The organism is Pseudomonas sp. GV047 (assembly GCF_003058245.1).
Taxonomy (GTDB): Bacteria; Pseudomonadota; Gammaproteobacteria; order Pseudomonadales; family Pseudomonadaceae; genus Aquipseudomonas; species Aquipseudomonas marginalis.
On sequence record NZ_QCWA01000001.1, the window covers coordinates 807,909 to 826,571 of the forward strand.

Sequence of the window (18,663 nt, forward strand, 5' to 3'; positions counted from 1 at the left end):
GTGTGACCAGGCTGAGGGTTGCATCAGGACGCGTCCTGCGCCTGGCTCTTCAAGTGACCGAAGCTCGATGGCTTGCGTGCTTTCTCGTACAGCTTGAGTTCGCCCCGTTCGACTTTGCGGCGCAGGTACTGATAGGTCTGCAACGCTTGGCCGAACATGTGCTCACCGATGGTGATTTCCTCGTAATCCTTAGCGTCTTCAAGAAACTGTGGCAGTGGCTTGATCTGCGTATGGAAGTCGCACGCGTAGAAGAGTGGGAAGGCGTAGCGCTCTTCGCTGACGGTTCGCACTCGGTGAGCCGTAGCGACGAACGTACCCGCGGTCATGACCTCCAGCATGTCGCCGATGTTGACCACAAAGGCACCGTCCACGGGTGGCGCATCAATCCATTGGCCTTGATCGTTCATCACCTCGAGGCCTGGCTTGTCGGCAAGCAAAATGGTGAAGCACTCGTAGTCGGTATGTGCACCAATGCCGGGTGCGTCTTGGGCGGCCAGGTCAAAGGGGTAGTGAATCAGGCGCAGTTTCGACGGTGGGCGGGTAACCAGTGCCTCGAAATAGTCCTCTTCAAGGCCTAATGCGAGCGCGAAGCCCTTGAACAGGCGACGCCCCAGCGCAAACACCGCAGCGTAGTACGCTTCGACGGCGGGACGGAAACCCGGCAGGTCCGGCCATTCATTGGCCCCGATCAAGGGGGTTCCGGCCCTGACCAGCGGATCGTCTTCGCCCACTTCAAAACCGATATCGAACGCCTCCTTGTGGTCCGGTTTGCCTTTGGCATAGACCTCTTCGCCTTCAGGCACAAACCCCTTGTGGCTGCGGGAGGTGCCGATGTAATGCTGCATCTTGTACGCAAGGGATTGCGCAAACAGGTCCTTCGCCGCGTGGCGCAAGCCGTCGATCAGCGACGACTCGATGCCGTGGTTCTTGATGTACAGAAAACCCACTGCGCGGGCGGCGTTACCGAGTTCTTCGGCCACTGCCTGGCGCTGTGCGATGTCGTCGCTGTACAGCCCGGCGATGTCCACCAGCGGAATGCGATTGAAGTTGGCGGCCTTTGGCGTTTGGTCAGGCATGAAGTAACGCTCCTTATCGGGTTGAGGCACCGCTGAAGCGCCGGAAATGCTCGCGCTCGGTATTTGCCATCCACACATTCAGCGACCACAGGTCGGCCACCGGCACATTGGTGAAGGGCAGGTGATGCAGGTAGCCGTCGGCACCGAACTCCGGTGTCAGCGTGCTGACCTGATAGCCGCGACTTTCCTGGGATCGCCAGATGGCCTCCCAATGCTGCTGATGGAAGGCCAGCGCTTGGGTGTACTCGGGAGCGGCGGGGTGGGGAACCTGGGGCCCCTGGTCATAACCGACCCGGGCTTGAATGTGGTGAACGCGCTCGACGAAAGCGCTGAGGTCATCTTCCGGATCGTTGAGCAGGCGCTCGCAGGTGACCACCCAATGACTGATGTCGCTGGTGAAGCGCAGGTCCGGCAGTTGACGAATCAGCTCGAGGGTGACCCAAGGGTTGAACAACGAGCGCGCACGATGGGTTTCAAAGGCGCACACCTGGCCGTGCTTGCGCGCGACGTCCATTGCGCGGCCAAAGAAGTCGACTTGCTGTGCCAGTGGCCAGCGGTCGTTGCCAGCCAGCAGGTTGATGAAGCGCGGCGACAACTCAGCCGCCCAAGCGAATTTTTTATCGAGGTCCAGAAGGTGTTCGTCGACGCTCGCCGATTGTTGCGGCAGAACATCGTAGGCGCTGAAGACGGTACTGATATAGCTGACATGGTTGGCGCGTAGAAAGGCTGCGAACTCGGCGCGTTCGCTGGCGGTCATGGGCAGGCGGGCGTCCATGCCATCGAACCCGGCCTCAAGCAACTCTTCGAGCGCTTGTGCCTTGCTCGCGGTGTAGCCCCACAACGTCCGGAATACTTCCAACTTCATCGATCTGCTCCAAAGGTGCCTTCGCATGATTGACACAGCGGCGTTTCGGCGTGGACCGAAACGCACAAAAAACGGCAGTGACAATCAGAAAAGGCAATCTTCGGGCCCCATCTCTGTGGAAAGGCTCCTTTGTTGCCGCCAATAGTAGGGAGGGGCGCTTGGCGGAAAGAATAGGGAAGTGCAAATAGATAGTTCAGAGTTTTCTAAACTATTGTTCAGTGCGGCTCAGGGTGGCGTCATGGGTTAAAACTCGGTTATGACGGTTACCCCTGCCGTCTCGAAGCGGTCCATGTTCGTCAGCGCGTCGATGGACTGTTCCAGGCTGATGGTTTTACCCACGAGTTTTTCAGGCGCCAGCTTGCCTGAAGTGATCATCTCGATCATGGCGCCATAACGATGCGCCTGCATGCCGTGGCTACCGTAGATCTCAAGTTCATGGGCGATAACCTTGCCCATGGGGATGGCCGGCGTGGCGTGATCAGCGAGCATCAGCCCGACCTGGACGTGCTTGCCGCGACGGCGCAGGTTGTTGATGGAGTTGAAACAGGTGGTTGGGTGGCCCAAGGCGTCCAGCGAGACGTGGGCACCGCCCTGGGTGACTTCCAGTACGGCTTCGGTGACGTCCGCGACGCACTGGGCATTGATGGTGGCGACAGCGCCGAGCGCCCGTGCCAGATCGAGTTTTTCCTGGGAAATATCGATGGCGATCACGTTCGCGCCAATGGCCTGGGCGATCATCACCGCAGACAGGCCGACACCTCCGCAGCCGTGAACCGCGACCCACTGACCGGCGCTGACGTTGCCTTGGTCGACGACTGCACGGAACGAGGTGGCGAAGCGACAACCCAGGCTTGCGGCGGTTGCGAAGTCCATGCTCTCGGGCAGCGCGACCAGGTTCAGATCGGCCTGGTGGATGCCGACGTACTCGGCAAAAGAGCCCCAATGAGTGAAGCCCGGCTGGAATTGCGTGTGGCACACCTGCTGATTGCCGCTGTTGCACTGCGCACAGGCACCACAGCCACCCACGAACGGCACGGTCACCCGGTCGCCGACCTTCCACCGCGTGACGTCGTGGCCCACCTCGGCCACGATGCCCGCCAGCTCATGACCCGGTACATGGGGCAGTTCAATGTCGGGGTCATGACCTTTCCAGCCATGCCAGTCGCTGCGGCACACCCCGGTGCCAAGCACCTGGATCACCACGCCATGGCGTTCCGGGGATGGGTCTGCCACGTTCATCAGGCGCGGCGGCTTGGAAAAGGCTTCGTAGACGACTGCTTTCATTCAAATTACCTCGGCTTGGAGGGGCGATTCAGGCATTGCCATTATGAATGAGCGCCTTGAAATTACCTTTCAATTTGCAATTGACCGAACGCAAGAATTGAAATTAACCTTCATTTTTAGGCGAGAATTTGAAGGGGTATTTCATGATTGAGCAGCTCGACAAGGCGGACATTGCAATATCGGAGCGTTTGCAGCGGGACGGCAAGCTGTCGAATGTCAAGCTGGCCGAGCAGCTGTCCCTCAGCGAAGCGTCCTGTTGGCGCAAGCAAAGACGGCTGGAAGAATGCGGGGTTATCGAGGGATACCAGGCCATTCTCAATCGAAAGAAACTCGGGCTGGGCCTGAAGGCCTTTGTCCAGATCTCCTGCACGGATCACAGCGAAGAAGCCACGGCAACGTTTGAAAAGATTATCCAGGCGGCCCCGCAGGTATTGAGTTGCCATAACACAACGGGGGAGGCGGACTTTCTCCTTGAGGTGGTTGCACGGGACCTGGACAGCTATAGCCGCTTTGTCGAAACAGTGCTGAGGAAGCTCCCTGGGGTTTCCAGTATTCGCTCGAACCTCTCCCTGCGAGAGATGAAGACCACTCATCGACTGCCCGTCAGCGAGCTCTTGAGCATCTGAAGGCTGTCGGGCACGTCGAGAACCATCGTTCGTCCGGACAATCGAGCATTTCGGCACTGTTATCGAGCATTTCGGCACAGTCTCCCGGTTTTGTTCAACCTAGACTCGAGCTTCACTTTCAGACTCAGCTGGAGCCGCGATGAACATCAGATCAATCCTGCCTGCACTCTCCATGGGCGTCACACTCAGTGGCTACGCTGCGGATTTCTCACTGACCAGCCGGGATATTGCTGACAACCGCCCGTTGACCCGTCGCGAAGTGTTCCAGGGCTTCGGTTGCGAAGGTGGCAACACGTCTCCTGAGCTTTCGTGGAAAAACGCCCCGGCAGGGACCAAAAGCTACGCGATCACCGTTTACGATCCCGATGCCCCCACCGGCAGCGGTTGGTGGCATTGGACGGTGGTCAACCTGCCAGCCTCCACCCATAGTTTGCCCAGCGGAGCGGGGGCGAACCTGCCTGCGGGTGCAGTACAAGGGCGAACCGATTATGGCCAGCCGGGGTTCGGTGGCGCTTGCCCTCCTGTCGGCGATAAACCCCATCGCTATCAATTCACCGTGTGGGCCTTGAAAGTCGATAAGCTACCGCTCGACAACCAGGCCAGCGGAGCCTTGGTCGGTTACATGCTCAACGCCAACGTCCTGGCCAAAGCGACCATTACTTCCACTTACGGACGTTAAGAACCATGCGCCCTTGTGACGGCATACAGCACCGGGAAAATATTATCGATGCCTGTGTCATTCGGGCGCGACATGCCCTTACCTTGCCCAGGGTGCCGGTGTTCGTGACCACCTTGTGTCGAGTGCGGCAGGGGGAAAAACTGTTGCAATGGGATGACCGGGAAATGCGCGCAGGCACTCGGCATCTGATTCTGATGCCGGCCGGGCGCGAGCTGGGTATCTCAAACTTCCCCGGCCCTCAGGGTCACTACATCGCCGATGCGGTGACCTTTCCCGTCTCGACATTGCGTCAATTCAGCAGCCGATATAGCCAGCAGATCAAGAGTGGTCGCGGGGCACTGAAGAGCGATCTATGCGTTCCCCTGGACAGGCACACCACCCAGGCATGGGAGCAGTTGCTGGTCGCCATCCATGCAAACGCCCCGCAGGCACTCTGCACACATTATGGGGAAGCGGTGCTGCTGAGCCTATGCCTTGGCGGCCAGGCCGGACCTTTGCTGATGGGGCGCAACGATCCCTTGTGCGAGCGGGTGCAGCAACTGGTAATGGCCAGCCCGGAGAGAGACTGGACGGTTGCGAGCATCGCACAGCACATGAACCTGGGGGAGTCGACCTTGCGTCGCCAACTGGCGAACGAGGGGAATAGTTTCAGGAACATTCTGGAGGGCGTTCGACTGTCGACAGCATTACAACGGCTGCAGACAACGTCTCGCCCGATCGGTGAAATTGCCAGCGCCTGCGGCTACGCCTCCGCCTCCCGTTTTGCCGTGCGCTTTCGCTCACACTATGGCCTGTCACCCCGTGAATTGCGGGCTGCGATTTGAACCGTTGCGGCAGGGCTTCCCCCAGTCTGCCGGCCGGCAGTGCGAGCCAGGTGTTGACGTTTATCGGTGGGTACCGGACCAGACTGTCTGGCGATAGTGCTACTGTCTACGCAGTCCCCCCGGAGCCTGCTGGATGCCCCATCAAACTTCAGTTCACCCCATCGCAACGCCTCCAGCCGCGCCAGGCGCTGAAGAACCGCGCGCTCACCCACCTATGTGGCATGGCAATCCGGACTTACCCACCTTTGGCAGCACTGGGGCGGCCATATTGGGTTTCTGTTTTGTGCTGCTTATGTTCCTGCCGGTCATAGGGGTGATGGTGCTGATCCTTTTCGGTCTCGAAGCGATGCAAGGCGCATCGTCCAGCGATGGGGCGAGTCTCACCACGTCGCCTCTCATCCTGTTCATGCTTGGTTTTGTTGTGCTCATGGGGCTGGTTTTCGCGTGGATGTTCTCTGCGTCCAGAGTGCTGGCCTTCACCTTTGACGAGAACCGGCAACTGCTTACTCTCACCGTCACCCGTCGCGGCCGTAAACCCGCCGAAGTGCAGGTGCCCTTCAGCGATATCATTTGTATCAGCCCTTACTTGCTCGCCAGTTATGACCGCCATGGCCATTTCAGCGTCGTGTGTCAGGGGCCGAGGGGCAAGGAGTTCGAATATCGATTGGCTGAGGGGACTTCTCTGGAAGACATGGAATTTCATGCCGCATGGCTGCGCGCAATAATAGGCGAACGGATGCATGAACCAATGAATCTGGACAAATGAACGAAGCACCTCCGAGCACTATCACCTTTCAATCGCATCGATAATTGCGCCGCCGTCAGCGCCATCCAGTAAATACCCACGGCGCCGAATGGATCGAAACATGCACCGGCAGTGCCACCTTGTGCCAGTTTGGGCGCGTCCATTCGTCTGTTGCCCGGCACTCTGGTGGGCATGGCGTTTCTCAACCTTAAGCACGGATATCCCGAGCCCAAGAACGGAGAGCCAGCATGGAAATCAATGAGAATGCCCCGGGCAACATTTCACAGCAGGCTGTTACGCGCGGCACGGACAACGAGACAGGGCACGACCCGAAGCGTGATGAGGATAAGATCCCGCTGCCGCCGGACGACGATGCACCCCTTGAGGAGGATATGTCTGATGTGGACGCTGCCGATTCAGTGGCGAGCGAACACCCTGACAACTGAGGTGTTTCAGATCAACGAACCCGGCCAGGGTGTCGCAGATGGCTGGGAATCCGAAGGCGGCTGTAAAGCCGCCTTCTGGGCGATGGCTACCGGGCGTTCAGCCCGTCGAGAAACTCGGTGTGTTGCAACGTCCTGGAAAACATCGGCAGCGTGAAGCGTTCGGCTGCCTGTTGTTGTTCGTCGGTGAAGGTCGCGGTGCAATCGATCAGGGTCACCACGTTATAGCCCTTCTCATAACCTGATCGTACCGTGCCTTCGACACAGCAATTGGTCAGGAAGCCCGCCACCACCAGGGTCTGGATGCCGTTGTTGCGCAGCACCAGGTCCAGGCCCGTGGTGGCGAAACCGTCCAGCCCGCGTTTGCCCTCCACGAGGATGTCGCCGGCTTCCCGGGTAATCGCCTCGCTGATGTCGGCACCCCAGCTGCCGGCGCGGAAAGCGCTGCCATCGGCAACGCCCTTGAGAATCCCGTAGTCTCGGGTGGTCAGCTCCGGGTAGCCCTCGGCGAACTGGATCGGCAGGTGGATGATCTTCACGCCGAGCGTGCGCGCCTGTTCAACCGTGGTGGCGGTGTTCGCGAGCATATTGGACGTGTGCATGACGTCCTTGACGGCGTCATGGAACACGCCGCCTTGGGTGGTGAAGTCGTTCTGGTATTCGATCAGCACCAGGGCGGTGGTGTGTGGGTTCATGTCGGGTCTCCGATAAGTGGGTCGAGCAACAAGCGTAGAACAGCAGGCAGGGTTGGGTGGGGCGGCAGTCAAACACAAAACTATGGCTAAGAGCGCCGCATCCGTTTACAGACCGCAAGCAAAGCGGGCACTTTGATACTATGCTCATTGCCAATGCGAGCCATCTACGGGTTTCAATGTTCGGCCGCCAAGGGCTCCGACCCTGGCAAAGTCATTGACGTTGGCGACAGCCGGTGGGTGGTCTTCAGGCGTTTTCAACGGCTCACGCAACAACCCGCACGCGGCATACAGGGAAACGTTCAATGCCTGCCCCACACCTCACCTGCTTGAAAATCTCCAATGTGGGGGCCAACGGCTCCAACCAGAACACGCCGTCGATCCAGGCTGTAAGCCGGAGCGGGTGGATAACTGTTGGTAAATGCCAAGCACGATGGAGAACAGCATGAACACCCAGTCGATCCACACGATCTTGAGGCGCTTCGCCGGCTGCGTGGCGGGGCTGGCGATGGTTGCCGCCAATCCGGCCCAGGCTGCCGCCGAGGGCATCGCCAGCGGCCCTACCGCGAGCTACAGCATTGCCTTCAGCAATTCCTACGCAGGCAGCGATTTTCGCAAGGTGATGGTGCGCAACTGGCAGGAAATTGCGCTCCAGGCGCAAAAGGAGGGCTTGATCCGTGAGGCTCCCGTCGTCAGCGCCAATAACTCGGCTTCGGAACAGGCGGCCCATATCCAGGACATGATCGTCAAGGGCGTCGATGCCATCGTGATCCTCGCTGCCTCCGACACGGCCCTCAACGGGGTGATCCGCGATGCCTGCAACGCCGGCATCGTGGTGGTCGTCATGGCCAGCCTGGTCACCGAGCCCTGTGTCTATACCGTGGATTACAACTGGTCCGCCATGGGCCGTGTGGAAATGGACTACATCGCCGAGCGCCTGAAGGGCAACGGGACATTACTGGAGATCCGCGGCATCGCTGGCGATGCCACGGATAAAAACATCAGCGATGGCATTCGCAAGGCCGCCAGCGACTATCCGGGCCTGAAATTCGTCAAGACCGTTTACGGGAACTGGACGGCTTCTGTCGCCCGCAGGGAAGTGACGCTGGCGCTGCCGTCGCTGCCCACCATTGATGCCGTGGCTACCCAGGGTGGCGACGGATATGGTGCGGCCATGGCGTTCAAGGCGGCGGGACGCCCTTTGCCGATCATTGTGATGGGGAACCGTCAGGACGAACTTGCCCTGTGGAAACAGGAACGCGATGCCAATGGCTACGAGACCGTCTCTGTCTCTGCCTCCCCGAGCGTCTCCCAGATGGGGTTCTGGGTGGCCCAGCAGATACTGGCGGGCAAGCAGGTGCCGAAGTTCGTCGAAGTGCCGCTGGTACGTATTGATGCCAAAGACCTGGACGCCTGGCTTGCCACTATGCCGGTGGGCGGTGCCGCCAATCCGTTCTACGGCCAGGCTTCCGTTGCGGCGATGATCGATGCGGCCATCAACCATACGGCGCCGCCGGCGCCTTTGCCGGAGGTGACGAAACAGTAGCGGCGGGCTAGGAGGCGAGGCCCCATGTTGACATTCAAATCAGCCACGGCCAGGCCCATTGCCGTCAGGATCGGCCTGGCGGTTGCCGCACTGGTGTTGCTGATGCTGGCGGTATCGCTCGTGAACCTCTACGGCCTGCGAGGCATGGTACGTGCGGTGGATTCCGCCAGCCATTCCGCGGAAATTCTGGCCTCGGTCAACGGGGCTACCGGGCGGGTGGAAAACTTCATTGCCACCCGCGACCAGGACAGCGTGTCCCAGGCCGAGGGCTTGGTCGCGACCGCTATCAACGGCCTTAACGCCATCCCGGCGGCAGAGGCGCAATCGCTCAAGGGCAGCCTGGAGAGGCTCGCTGCGGCGATCGCGTCCTTGCGGGCGGCGACCCTGACCATGGATGGCGAAACCGAGAATATGACCGCCCATTACGCCCGGATGCGAGAGGCGACGGCCCTCGTTGAACTGGGTATCGCCGCTGGGCTGAAGGGCCTGGACTCCCGCGCCGCCGACCACCAGGCGCGGGTGAGCAACGCCCAGAGCGCCCATCGCATCCTGGATATCCTGCGCAACGGCGAACGCATCATTACCGCCAATGTGGCCCAGGTGCTGGTGAGCGGTGATGGTGCCGCCGCCACTGCGGCGCGCAACGCCTGTGCGGCGCTGCCACCTGTGGTCGAGCAATTGCGTGAGTTGATGGGGGCGCCGCAACAGGTGGCGACCCTGGAACAGTTGGCGACGGCGGTGGCAGCAGCCAGCCTGGCGCTCGAGCAGCTTGGCGAGGCTCCCAGGCTCCGGGGCGGCGAGGCTTTGCGGCATCTGGGGGCTGTTGGAGGCGTGGCAGAGCGCCTTGAAGTCATGTTGGCTGAAGTGGACGAGCACATTGCCCATGACGCCAGTGACATTCAGGCCGCCATCGGTTTGCTGCAAAACGCCGCCGCGTTGTCCAAGCGTTTCGCCGAACGTGTTGCCACCCTGGAAGCGCAGACCTTGTCGTTTCGCCTGGCGCCGTCGGCCGAGGTCGCCAGCTCTGTAGGCGTCATCCTCGATGAACTCTCCCGTCTCGCCCGGGTTCTGCCATCGTCTGTGGGGCAGCAGGCCAGCGCTACGCCCCTGACGGTCAGCGATCAGATTGCTGGCTACCGGGCGGCATTTGCCGGGTTCCATCAGGCGAGCAACGCCTTGGGCGACGCGCGCGACCAGGTTCGTATCGAGGCACGCAGCGCTGGCCTGTTGGTTGCGCGCTTCGCAGGCGAAGCGCGTTCAGACGCCTTGGTCCACAAGGATCGCGGCATGCTGGCGACAATAGTCGCTGGCGCCGTCGCCATCCTGCTGGCCGGAGCCATTGCCTGGAGCACCTCGCGGTTTGTCGCGCAGCCCATCGTCGCCCTGGCTTCGGCCATGCGCCGGCTCGCTGCCGGTGACTTGACCGCCGAAATCGCCAGTGCTGGACGCGGCGATGAGATTGGGATCATGACTCGCGCTGTCCGGGTGTTCCAGGAGAATGCCTTGCGCATCCGGGTGCTGGAGGCCGAGGCCGAAGCCGAAAGACGGCAGGTGCAGGCCTCTCTGGAGAGAATGGTCGCCGAGCGGACCGACACGCTGCACCGGCAGACCGAGGTGCTGGAGGCGCAGGCGGTTGCACTTATTCAGGCGCGCAACCAGGCCGAGACGGCCAACCAGGCAAAGAGTGATTTCGTCGCCACGGTCAGCCACGAACTGCGCACCCCTTTGACTCTTATTCTCGCCCCGTTGGAGCAGCTCTCGGTGGCGATCACGCCGCCGGCGGACTGGCGCGTGCAAATCGAGCGCGCACAACGAAACGCACTGCGCCTGATGAACCGCGTGAACGATATCCTTGACTTCTCCAAGGCCGAAGCAGGCAAGTTTGAGCTGTGTCCGGCGCCCGTTGATTTGAACAAGGCGGTGGGTGTGCTGGCCGAGGACGCCGCCATGGTGGCCAAGGGCAAAGGCTGCACGTTAACCTGCAGCATCGATCCTGCCCTCGGTACCGTGTTCCTGGACCCCCGACACTTCGAGAAGATTCTGCTCAACCTGGTGAGTAATGCCATCAAGTTCACCCCTGCTGGCGGTACGGTGCATCTGGCAGTCACTGCGCTTGATGACGAGCGATTTGAGCTCGCGGTGCAAGACTCGGGCATTGGCATCGCGCCTGACAAATTACCCCTGCTGTTCCAGCGTTTTTCCCAGATCGACAATTCCGCCACGCGGCATTACAGCGGTACCGGTATCGGCCTGGCCCTGGTCAAGGATCTGGTCGAACTGATGGGGGGCGAAGTCAGTGTCAACAGTGAGCCTGGAAAGGGCTCGTGCTTCCTTGTTCGATTTCCTCGGGGAACCGAGCAAGACACGGTGCCGACCGAAGCCGGTCATCTGCATGAGGGATCGTCACCCACCGCAATGATCACAACCGAGCAGCGCCACTTGCTGTTCGACGACGGCCGCCGTGGCAGTAGCAACGACCAGGCGTCCATGGCCGATGCAGACAACGAACGGCACCCGGAACGCACCTCGCAGTCCAGGGTCCTGGTGGTCGATGACAGCCCGGAAATGCTTGGCTACCTCAGCGAGCTTTTGCGCGACGACTACAGCGTCGTCACCGCCGCTGATGGAGAACAGGCCTGGGCCATGCTGCAGCGTCAACCGATCAATGTCGTTCTCTCGGATGTGATGATGCCGGAGCTTGACGGCTTTGGCCTGACCGCCAGAATCAAGGCGAGCGCCGGTTTTGCCCATCTGCCCGTCATCCTGTTGACCGCCCGCGGCGGCAGCGAAGCTTGCATCTCCGGGCTGGAGAGTGGCGCCGATGACTATATCGCCAAACCTTTCTCGCCATTGGAGCTCAAGGCTCGCGTACGCGCGGCGCTACGCATGAGCCAGGTGCAATCCGAGCTGAATGCGAAATCCCGTCAGGCGGGCATGGCCGAGATCGCCACGACGGTGCTGCACAATGTCGGCAACGTCCTCAACAGCGTGAACGTTTCGGCCGAGTTGGTCAGCAGCCAGATGCGCACCTCCAAGGCCCAGGGCCTGGGCAAGGTGGCGCAGATGATGAACGAACACATCCATGAGCTGAGCGATTTCTTCACCCAGGACCAGCGGGGAAAGATGCTGCCCGACTACCTGCTCAAGCTGGCGCAGGCGGTGGCGGCAGAACAGCAGGGCATCATCGAAGAGCTCGAGCAACTCACCAAAGGCATTGACCACATCAAGACCATTGTCGCTGCCCAGCAGTCCTATGCCGTTGCCGTCAGTGTCGTCGAGACAATACCGGTCTCGGAATTAATCGATGATGCCTGGCGCATGAGTGCCGGCTCACGGATGAATCAGGAGGTGACGGTGGTCAAGGACATTGCCGACTTGCCCCTGCTGTCGCTGGACCGGCACCGGGTGCTGCTGATTCTGGTAAACCTGATCAGAAACGCCAGGCAGGCGTTGGACGGCGTGGTCGATCGCAGCCCGTGCATCACGTTCAGCGCCTCCCTCATCGGTGACGGGGCAGTCTTGCGTATCACGGTGGCCGACAATGGCAACGGGATTACGCCAGAGCACCTGACGCGTATCTTTTCCCATGGCTTCACGACTCGCAAAGACGGTCACGGTTTCGGCCTGCACAGCTGCGCGCTCGCCGCGCAGGAAATGGGTGGCAGCTTGACCGTGCACAGCGACGGGGAAGGGCAGGGCGCAACCTTCATTCTCGAGACCCCTCTTGATGCGCCGCAGAGTAAGCGATGAGCATCGAACAAGCGCCCTATGGGCTGGGCCGTGGATAAAGTTCTATCAGGTTCGATTTTCAAGTCAGCTGTGCGCTCCCACTCAGTTCGAATCTCGCGGGCCGGTCTTATCAGCAACCATCATTTTTCCGTACTGGTCGTTTTCGCATCATTTGACGCCTCTTTTTGAAAGCGCAGCAGGGTATCGTGATACGTTTTTCTTCGACGATGGTCCGTGTCATAGCCGCCGTTAGCGGCGACAGTGCCGGCTTGAATATGGTCCAGGTAACTGAACAATCTTCGTGCTGACAGAAAGCTGATCGCATAACCCAGCTTGACCATCTTGTCTTGTAGCGCGTATCCCGGTACCCGGTTATCCATCATGAAGCGCAAGTTATGTTGTTTAATTACATCGCAGTTCCATAAGGTGCAAAAACTTTTCAAGTGGGTTTCTCTGAAAGGCTTGGGGTTTTTAGAGGGTAGCCCCACGTAACGCATGAGTGTTCGGTAGTGGTACTTCATCAGTCGAGTGCCGAACCGCCAGGCAGTTCTTAAAAAACCGCGATTGATCTGTTCTGTACAACCGACTGCCACTGTACGCGGCGTTGCAGTGCTTTGGCTCATCATCATACTGAACACATCGGTATCAAATACAAATGTGTCCGTATGAAGCAGGAATAAGTACGGAGTTTCAACATATCCCAAAATCAGATCAAGGGCTTTACCATGCGCGATATATCCGGCTTCTCGAGGGTGGGGGATCCTTTCTACCAAGTTGATCCAATCAAGTGTCCGCAAGTAGTGGATGCTTTCATCGGCGGAACCGTTATCCACTACCCAGACCGGAACTTGATGGTATATAGCGTAGTCGCGTAGCAATCCTAAGCAAAGGCGTGTCATGTGCAGCGTTTTATAATTAACCAGGGCAATACTGAACAAGGCATGTTTTGCCGAATGAGCGTTGTCGTCAGGCATTAGTGAAACACTCCAGAATGATATATCGGTCGTGCGCCGTTTGCGACCCGGCCGGCAGGCTCGATGGGTCGCCATCACCTCATGAGTTGTCGGGGCAGGAGAGGCGCATTAGCCAAGCTTAATAGGTTGTTCTGTTTGGTAGCGTTAATTTATGGTTAAGGTGGGTAAATAACAGAGTGGGAAGTAACTCGAAGCGCTCGTGGTATTTACCATAACCTTACCGACTTCTGACATTTTTCAGGCTGGGTACGTCGTAAGCTTGTTCGTGATAGTGCGCAGTAGTGCTGGCACTGCGTAACCGATAAAAGTGGAGGTGGTTATGTTGAGTAAGCAATTCGCCAATGGCCCATGTGTGTCTCGGCAGCTGGAAATATCTGGCTTGCACCAAGACAGTCTTCAGGATCAATTACGTAAGCTCCTCGGTCATGGTTTTAATTTGATGTTATTTTGCAGCGGCGGCCAATATGGTGGTCGATACTGCCATGTGCAAATACACCATGACAAAAGTGGGATTGAGCTTGAGTTGCATGGCGTATTCGACGAACGCTTCGTGCATGAGGCGTGCCTGGCCATAGAGGAAATAAAGAAGCAAGTGCGCTTGGCGATAGGACCACTTCGAGGTATACCAGCACCTGCTCGGAGAAAAGTACATACAGCCCATTATTGACGAATTACACGGGCTGGCGAAGTTACGCCGCACACGCCAACGGCGGAGCAATCAACGGTCCCAATAGCGCGCTGGTCATGGGCTGCCTGCACGTCAAGTCAATCATTGGTGCTTTCTTCATCCCTGAGTTGGCGGCTCATGGCATCGCAGCTCTGCGACCACGAGGCCAGCCATTCCGGCATCTCTGGCGACCGTTCGGGCAGTCCCAGTTCTCGAACAAACTCGCTTGGCGGAACAATACCTTTCGCTGAACGAAATAGACCTCGCATTACGACAACGCCGATCACTCTGCCTTTGCTCACAAATCGATGCTCCATGAAGCTCCACTTGTCGTCCCAGCCAAGCATCCTTGTGTGGATTTCAAACGCTTCAAACAGTCTAAGCTCACGACGAAATTTACCCCAAGTGTCTCCGACGATGGGCAGCGCCTTTGCTCTAATAGCTACTCGATAGGCGCCACTGCGCAAAACGAAATCCATGCGTCCGACATCGGCCAGGGTGAAATATCGGCCGTTGGTGACATGTCGATTGAAGTCGAGGTCCAGTGGCCAGACGCGCATTCGGATGACGGTTGATTCCAGCGCTTTTGCCGGTCTGCGCCAAGGTCGACGAAGCAGCATGAGGAGAAGTCGAAACCAGAGATTCATAAAGACGCCGATAGTTGAATGATTGGCGTACTTTAAAGTGCTGAGGGGTGAGCCAGGTAGGTCCCTAAATGACTTAATTCTGCGCAAAAGTACATTCCGATCACTCATTCTATGGTTTAAGTGTTTCTAGCGGGTTTCGCAGGCGTCTATCGCGCTATCTGCGGCCTGTGGGTTTCGCGACCTTTGTCCGCCCGTTCTCGGCGATTGCCCAAGGTGCACGGCGAGTCGCTGGGGGGCGTCCTCCCTCGACCCCCTCCAGCAAGCAAGCACCCGAAAAGCTGCAACTGGACGGCTTTTAATAAGTGCCATCTATCTCAGGTCCTCTGTTAGATTAAATATATATAGCTTGCCGAGTGCAAAGCTGTTGGAAGTCATAAGAGGGTTAAAAGGTCAGGCACTAAGCTGCCTTGTGCGAAAAAGTGTCATAAATAAAATTTCTTTTGATTCAATGGGTGAGAACGGGCAGTCAGTAACTTTAAGAAAGTCAATATGCGAAACCATGAAGTTTTATTCATGTTGGTGGCTGAGGAGCCCTGATTTGCGATGCTTGATATTGCTGCAACCCTTCAAGTACATTTCATTTAACTTCCAGTATCAACGCTCACCAACAGGAAGTTACCTTCTTCCCGCGCGCATCAAGATGGTATTGATGCGGTTACGGCGATAGGAGCAAACTGGGTAGGCATATTTTCTGGTATCAATGAAACGTCACATAAATATCGAATTAGAAAATCAAAAGCACAGATACAAGATCTCATTAACCGAGGTGTACTGTATGCAAAATCACTGGGCCTGAAAGTTCGCTACGCCGCCCGATTATCGGCGAGTACAGCTTCGTACATACGGCAAAGCTTCATGTGACCGCCGGCTCCCGAAATAGAAACTGCTATCACTGGATAGACCCGGTTTACTTGAGCGAGTAAGCCGTGCCATGAATCTTATGCGAGCACCTCAACATGATGGGGCATGAGTGGTTGACAGGCGTCGGTCTGATTTTCCTTGGAATAATAACGGGATTCGTCGGGACCAACACCGGTGGCAGTGTGTTTTTGACCGTTCCGGTGATGATCTGGCTGGGGATTGCACCTCAGTCGTCGATCGCCACTGCGCGCCTGGCCTCGGTAGGCACCATCGTTGCCGGACTGCGGCACTTCCATAACCAGGGAAAGGTCGATTATGCGCTGGCCTTTCCAGCTGCGGTACTGGGGTTGGTTGGGGCTCTGGCAGGCGCGAGCCTGCTTCTTCAAATAGATCCCGCGCTGCTGCACAAGGTAATTGGCGGGCTGACATTGCTGCTCGTCGCACTGTCTCTTATAAAAAAACCTCGTAGCGGCGAAACACCTCCCTCAGCGATCAGACGTCTGTTTGGCTATATCCTCTTTATCCCCGTGGGAATGATCGGCGGGCTATTTGGTGGGCAAGCCAAACTCTCGACGTATTTATTCATTATCTTTTTCAGAAAAACCATCAGCGAATCGGTGGGGACCCGCAAAGTCGGTGGGCTGGTTCTCTCCGTGGGTTCATTACTGATTTTCGGCGTCAGCCGCCTCATTGACTGGCAGTACGGATGTTGCCTGATTATTGGCACGCTATTGGGTGCAAATGCCGGCGCGAAGTTTGCCTTAAAGAAGGGCGACCAGTGGATGGAAGCAGTTTTCAATCTAGTCGTGGTCGCGTTGGCATTGAGGATGCTGTTCTGGTGACCAGATCGGATGGGGACTCGCAAATACGTAAATGGCCTCACCTGTTTGCCAAGCCTTCATCCACAAATGGTCATGTCCTGTCTTTCATGTATTCGATCTCACAGGCTGTAGGCGTAAGCTTTGGGTTTTGCTTGCCTGGCGGCGGTATCAGGGAGTGCCAACTAGTACATCACCCAAAATCGAACTCAGGATGTACTAGAAAAATGTTGGGGTGAGTGAGTGTGGGGGACAAATGTTGGCAACAAAAAACCTGCACAAGGCAGGTTCTATGTGGGTTTCAGCGACTTCTTGGGAGGTCGTGGAACGTAATGATGGTGCCCGAACCCGGAATCATAAAAAAAATAAGCTTTTGATATGTATAGAGTATTTGCGTTTTGTGTGCTGCTTCTATCCCTAAAAATATCCTAATTTTCCAGGTCTGCTGCGTGTTCGGATCCTGGTCATTTTGTGAAGTGATTTTAGTGAGTTTTTTATTGGAAAGTCCGAAAAAAGTTTGGCTGTAAGCGTCCGCCCGACACCCTCTTGCTGATCAGACCTTTGCCTGCTTCAACCTCTGATTGATCCACTCGCAGTCAAACGCCGTCGGATCGAACCCATCATCCCCATACCACTCCGACATTGCCTCATGCTCAGGGTGATTCGGATCCGCCAACGCTGCCAGAAAATCGTCATGCCCAGGTGCACCACCAATGTCTTCCAGCGGGCGGCACGCGAACGCAAAAACACCGTTGTCATCGCTGAAAGCCATTTCGTTTCCTGCTCACTGTTTAGTGCCCGATCGTGGCACGTAAGGCCGTATGACGTAGCAGAGCGATGCCAGTTGCGATTAGGGTATTCTTCATAAGTGAGAGTCCTGCCTCAGATTCAATCTATGCGCTTAACGATACCGAAGCGGCCGTTTTTAAAGTCGCTGGCACGGAGGACATCCGGGGCAGCTTGGTCGCAGCTGTAGGTCGAGTAGCTCACAGGGGGGATTACCAAATCGATCTGAGCTACGATTCGCGCAGCCTGAAGATGAGGCAACGATGTGTAGCGGCTTGGTTATCGCTTCATTTGAGACTTGGAGCCCCATGGAGAATCTGATATTCGCCTTGTGAGCAAAGTCATTCGCTTCGTCGTGGTAATTACCAGGAACGTCGCATAGCTGCTCCAGCTGACAAATCAATCCCCATGCTGACCGCAAATATAAGCGACACGCTGCGGCTGTGAACAACATATGGGCAAGTGAGCAGGCAAGTAAGCTAGGCTGTTCGCACGACAGTCCGTCGATATTCGATGGCCTGAAAATAAAGGCGCTATGAATGTCAAAGCATTTGCTGTTGGGCTGGACCCGTTCCTTGTGCGTGCTTGCTGCCTTGAGCGGCGCGGCCACCATGGCAGTTGCTGCCCCGCCTGAAAAAACCGCTACGGCGCCATCGGACACGCAATCGGTGTCCCTGGCAGGCGGCAAGCTGAAGTTCGTGCTGGAAGGCGTCGAGGCCCGTGCCTTGAACAGCGAGAACGGCGGCACGATGTACTTCGATCCGAAAAGCGAGCGGGCCATCATCGTTACCGAAGGTCCGGCGCCGACTGCGGGCACCACCCCGGACGCTGCGTTTCGCCTTGCCGTGGATACCTTGAAGGAAAAGCAGCAGGCCGCTTCACCCAACTTTCGCATGACCAGCGAGAAGACCATTCAGGTGAACGACTTGAAGATGTACCGCCTGGACGGCACCGACGATTTCAACGGCCTGAAACTACTGATGGCCTCGTTGATGGCGATGAACGATCAGACGATCACCATCATCGAAGTGATGTCCAGCGTAAACGACCCGGCCGGCCATACCGCTGCGTTGAAGAACATTCTGGGCAAGTAAACCGCAAGTTTCCGGATAGTAGGCTGTTGGCTTGCTACGGTCTGTCCATCACAAGGAACCCGTATGAGCTCGTGCGCAAAGCTTGCCCAACTCGGTCGTTCCATAGCTTTAGCGCAATATAAAACTCAATAAATAGCTTTGCCTGCACGCGCTGATCGGATTTCTGGTTCTAAAGGGAAACGCCACGATTTGGCTGCAGCACACTTGCGCTATAGCTTCGATACGAAGCTGCCTTCTAAACTGCGGACAGACTCCTGATACTTCTTGTTGGGTTGCCGCAGTGTGTGATGAATAGAGTGCTTATCCA

The 18,663-nt window shown here is 57.5% G+C and carries 15 protein-coding genes and 3 pseudogenes; 11 read left to right on the forward strand and 7 right to left on the reverse strand.

Annotation, left to right across the window (positions count from 1 at the left end; genetic code table 11):
• Positions 1-23: 23 nt before the first annotated feature.
• The 3 genes from C8K58_RS03680 to C8K58_RS03690 all read right to left on the reverse strand — a co-directional run bounded on the left by C8K58_RS03680 (position 24) and on the right by C8K58_RS03690 (position 3,225).
• The gene (locus C8K58_RS03680; protein WP_027606661.1) at positions 24-1,076 is read right to left on the reverse strand and encodes an isopenicillin N synthase family oxygenase; all 1,053 of its coding nucleotides are present in this window, start codon (positions 1,074-1,076) and stop codon (positions 24-26) included.
• A 13-nt stretch (positions 1,077-1,089) separates the two neighbouring features.
• Positions 1,090-1,941 carry a sugar phosphate isomerase/epimerase gene (locus C8K58_RS03685; RefSeq protein ID WP_027606660.1) on the reverse strand — a complete coding sequence of 284 codons (852 nt, stop codon included), beginning with the start codon at positions 1,939-1,941 and terminating at the stop codon, positions 1,090-1,092.
• A gap of 243 nt (positions 1,942-2,184) precedes the next feature.
• Positions 2,185-3,225: a zinc-dependent alcohol dehydrogenase family protein gene (locus C8K58_RS03690; protein WP_098479436.1), complete on the reverse strand. Its 1,041-nt coding sequence runs from the start codon at positions 3,223-3,225 to the stop codon at positions 2,185-2,187.
• Between the two features lie 143 nt (positions 3,226-3,368).
• Here C8K58_RS03690 and C8K58_RS03695 point away from each other — a divergent pair, with 143 nt between their 5' ends.
• The 5 genes from C8K58_RS03695 (at position 3,369) to C8K58_RS03715 (ending at position 6,545) form a co-directional block, all read left to right on the forward strand.
• Positions 3,369-3,851 carry an Lrp/AsnC family transcriptional regulator gene (locus tag C8K58_RS03695; RefSeq protein WP_065941773.1) on the forward strand — a complete coding sequence of 161 codons (483 nt, stop codon included), beginning with the start codon at positions 3,369-3,371 and terminating at the stop codon, positions 3,849-3,851.
• Between the two features lie 139 nt (positions 3,852-3,990).
• Entirely contained in the window at positions 3,991-4,530 is a 540-nt protein-coding gene (locus C8K58_RS03700) for a kinase inhibitor (protein WP_108573049.1), read from the forward strand.
• 5 nt (positions 4,531-4,535) lie between these two features.
• On the forward strand, positions 4,536-5,354 hold the full coding sequence (locus C8K58_RS03705) for a helix-turn-helix transcriptional regulator (RefSeq protein ID WP_108573051.1): 819 nt from the start codon (positions 4,536-4,538) through the stop codon (positions 5,352-5,354).
• Positions 5,355-5,487: 133 nt separating this feature from the next.
• Positions 5,488-6,120, forward strand: a complete 633-nt coding sequence (locus C8K58_RS03710) for a hypothetical protein (RefSeq protein ID WP_043293638.1) — start codon at positions 5,488-5,490, stop codon at positions 6,118-6,120.
• 227 nt (positions 6,121-6,347) lie between these two features.
• Positions 6,348-6,545: a hypothetical protein gene (locus C8K58_RS03715; RefSeq protein ID WP_027606646.1), complete on the forward strand. Its 198-nt coding sequence runs from the start codon at positions 6,348-6,350 to the stop codon at positions 6,543-6,545.
• An 86-nt stretch (positions 6,546-6,631) separates the two neighbouring features.
• Here the strand turns inward: C8K58_RS03715 and C8K58_RS03720 are convergent, their stop codons facing one another.
• Entirely contained in the window at positions 6,632-7,237 is a 606-nt protein-coding gene (locus C8K58_RS03720; protein WP_027606645.1) for a cysteine hydrolase, read from the reverse strand.
• A 442-nt stretch (positions 7,238-7,679) separates the two neighbouring features.
• On the opposite strand from C8K58_RS03720, the gene C8K58_RS03725 reads away from it, so the two are divergent.
• From C8K58_RS03725 to C8K58_RS32970, 4 genes and pseudogenes are all read left to right on the forward strand, one after another.
• Positions 7,680-8,780 carry an ABC transporter substrate-binding protein gene (locus C8K58_RS03725; protein ID WP_027606644.1) on the forward strand — a complete coding sequence of 367 codons (1,101 nt, stop codon included), beginning with the start codon at positions 7,680-7,682 and terminating at the stop codon, positions 8,778-8,780.
• A gap of 1,287 nt (positions 8,781-10,067) precedes the next feature.
• Positions 10,068-11,117: pseudogene (locus tag C8K58_RS32960) on the forward strand (sensor histidine kinase); the annotation flags it as partial.
• A 213-nt stretch (positions 11,118-11,330) separates the two neighbouring features.
• A pseudogene (locus C8K58_RS32965) lies at positions 11,331-11,666 on the forward strand (response regulator transcription factor); the annotation flags it as partial.
• Positions 11,667-12,185: 519 nt separating this feature from the next.
• A pseudogene (locus C8K58_RS32970) lies at positions 12,186-12,530 on the forward strand (ATP-binding protein); the annotation flags it as partial.
• A 119-nt stretch (positions 12,531-12,649) separates the two neighbouring features.
• On the opposite strand, the gene C8K58_RS03735 reads toward C8K58_RS32970, so the two are convergent.
• Positions 12,650-13,483, reverse strand: a complete 834-nt coding sequence (locus tag C8K58_RS03735; RefSeq protein WP_098479440.1) for a glycosyltransferase family 2 protein — start codon at positions 13,481-13,483, stop codon at positions 12,650-12,652.
• Between the two features lie 765 nt (positions 13,484-14,248).
• Positions 14,249-14,797, reverse strand: a complete 549-nt coding sequence (locus C8K58_RS03745) for a thioesterase family protein (RefSeq protein WP_092484520.1) — start codon at positions 14,795-14,797, stop codon at positions 14,249-14,251.
• Positions 14,798-15,753: 956 nt separating this feature from the next.
• Here C8K58_RS03745 and C8K58_RS03750 point away from each other — a divergent pair.
• Entirely contained in the window at positions 15,754-16,500 is a 747-nt protein-coding gene (locus tag C8K58_RS03750) for a sulfite exporter TauE/SafE family protein (RefSeq protein WP_027606638.1), read from the forward strand.
• Positions 16,501-17,029: 529 nt separating this feature from the next.
• On the opposite strand, the gene C8K58_RS03755 is transcribed toward C8K58_RS03750, so the two are convergent.
• The gene (locus C8K58_RS03755; protein WP_027606637.1) at positions 17,030-17,248 is read right to left on the reverse strand and encodes a hypothetical protein; all 219 of its coding nucleotides are present in this window, start codon (positions 17,246-17,248) and stop codon (positions 17,030-17,032) included.
• 553 nt (positions 17,249-17,801) lie between these two features.
• Between C8K58_RS03755 and C8K58_RS03760 the strand changes: the two genes are divergently transcribed.
• Positions 17,802-18,356, forward strand: coding sequence for a hypothetical protein (locus C8K58_RS03760; RefSeq protein WP_108573055.1), 555 nt, complete (start codon positions 17,802-17,804; stop codon positions 18,354-18,356).
• Positions 18,357-18,663 lie beyond the last annotated feature (307 nt).

What these genes read in the sequence shown, in the direction of transcription:
- C8K58_RS03680 (WP_027606661.1), bottom strand. Translation starts at nt 1,076, where the DNA reads ATGCCTGACCAAACGCCAAAGGCCGCCAACTTCAATCGCATTCCGCTG.
- C8K58_RS03720 (WP_027606645.1), bottom strand. Translation starts at nt 7,237, where the DNA reads ATGAACCCACACACCACCGCCCTGGTGCTGATCGAATACCAGAACGAC.
- C8K58_RS03715 (WP_027606646.1), top strand. Translation starts at nt 6,348, where the DNA reads ATGGAAATCAATGAGAATGCCCCGGGCAACATTTCACAGCAGGCTGTT.
- C8K58_RS03695 (WP_065941773.1), top strand. Translation starts at nt 3,369, where the DNA reads ATGATTGAGCAGCTCGACAAGGCGGACATTGCAATATCGGAGCGTTTG.
- C8K58_RS03755 (WP_027606637.1), bottom strand. Translation starts at nt 17,248, where the DNA reads ATGGCTTTCAGCGATGACAACGGTGTTTTTGCGTTCGCGTGCCGCCCG.
- C8K58_RS03745 (WP_092484520.1), bottom strand. Translation starts at nt 14,797, where the DNA reads ATGAATCTCTGGTTTCGACTTCTCCTCATGCTGCTTCGTCGACCTTGG.
- C8K58_RS03700 (WP_108573049.1), top strand. Translation starts at nt 3,991, where the DNA reads ATGAACATCAGATCAATCCTGCCTGCACTCTCCATGGGCGTCACACTC.
- C8K58_RS03760 (WP_108573055.1), top strand. Translation starts at nt 17,802, where the DNA reads ATGTCAAAGCATTTGCTGTTGGGCTGGACCCGTTCCTTGTGCGTGCTT.
- C8K58_RS03710 (WP_043293638.1), top strand. Translation starts at nt 5,488, where the DNA reads ATGCCCCATCAAACTTCAGTTCACCCCATCGCAACGCCTCCAGCCGCG.
- C8K58_RS03750 (WP_027606638.1), top strand. Translation starts at nt 15,754, where the DNA reads ATGATGGGGCATGAGTGGTTGACAGGCGTCGGTCTGATTTTCCTTGGA.
- C8K58_RS03690 (WP_098479436.1), bottom strand. Translation starts at nt 3,225, where the DNA reads ATGAAAGCAGTCGTCTACGAAGCCTTTTCCAAGCCGCCGCGCCTGATG.
- C8K58_RS03685 (WP_027606660.1), bottom strand. Translation starts at nt 1,941, where the DNA reads ATGAAGTTGGAAGTATTCCGGACGTTGTGGGGCTACACCGCGAGCAAG.
- C8K58_RS03735 (WP_098479440.1), bottom strand. Translation starts at nt 13,483, where the DNA reads ATGCCTGACGACAACGCTCATTCGGCAAAACATGCCTTGTTCAGTATT.
- C8K58_RS03705 (WP_108573051.1), top strand. Translation starts at nt 4,536, where the DNA reads ATGCGCCCTTGTGACGGCATACAGCACCGGGAAAATATTATCGATGCC.
- C8K58_RS03725 (WP_027606644.1), top strand. Translation starts at nt 7,680, where the DNA reads ATGAACACCCAGTCGATCCACACGATCTTGAGGCGCTTCGCCGGCTGC.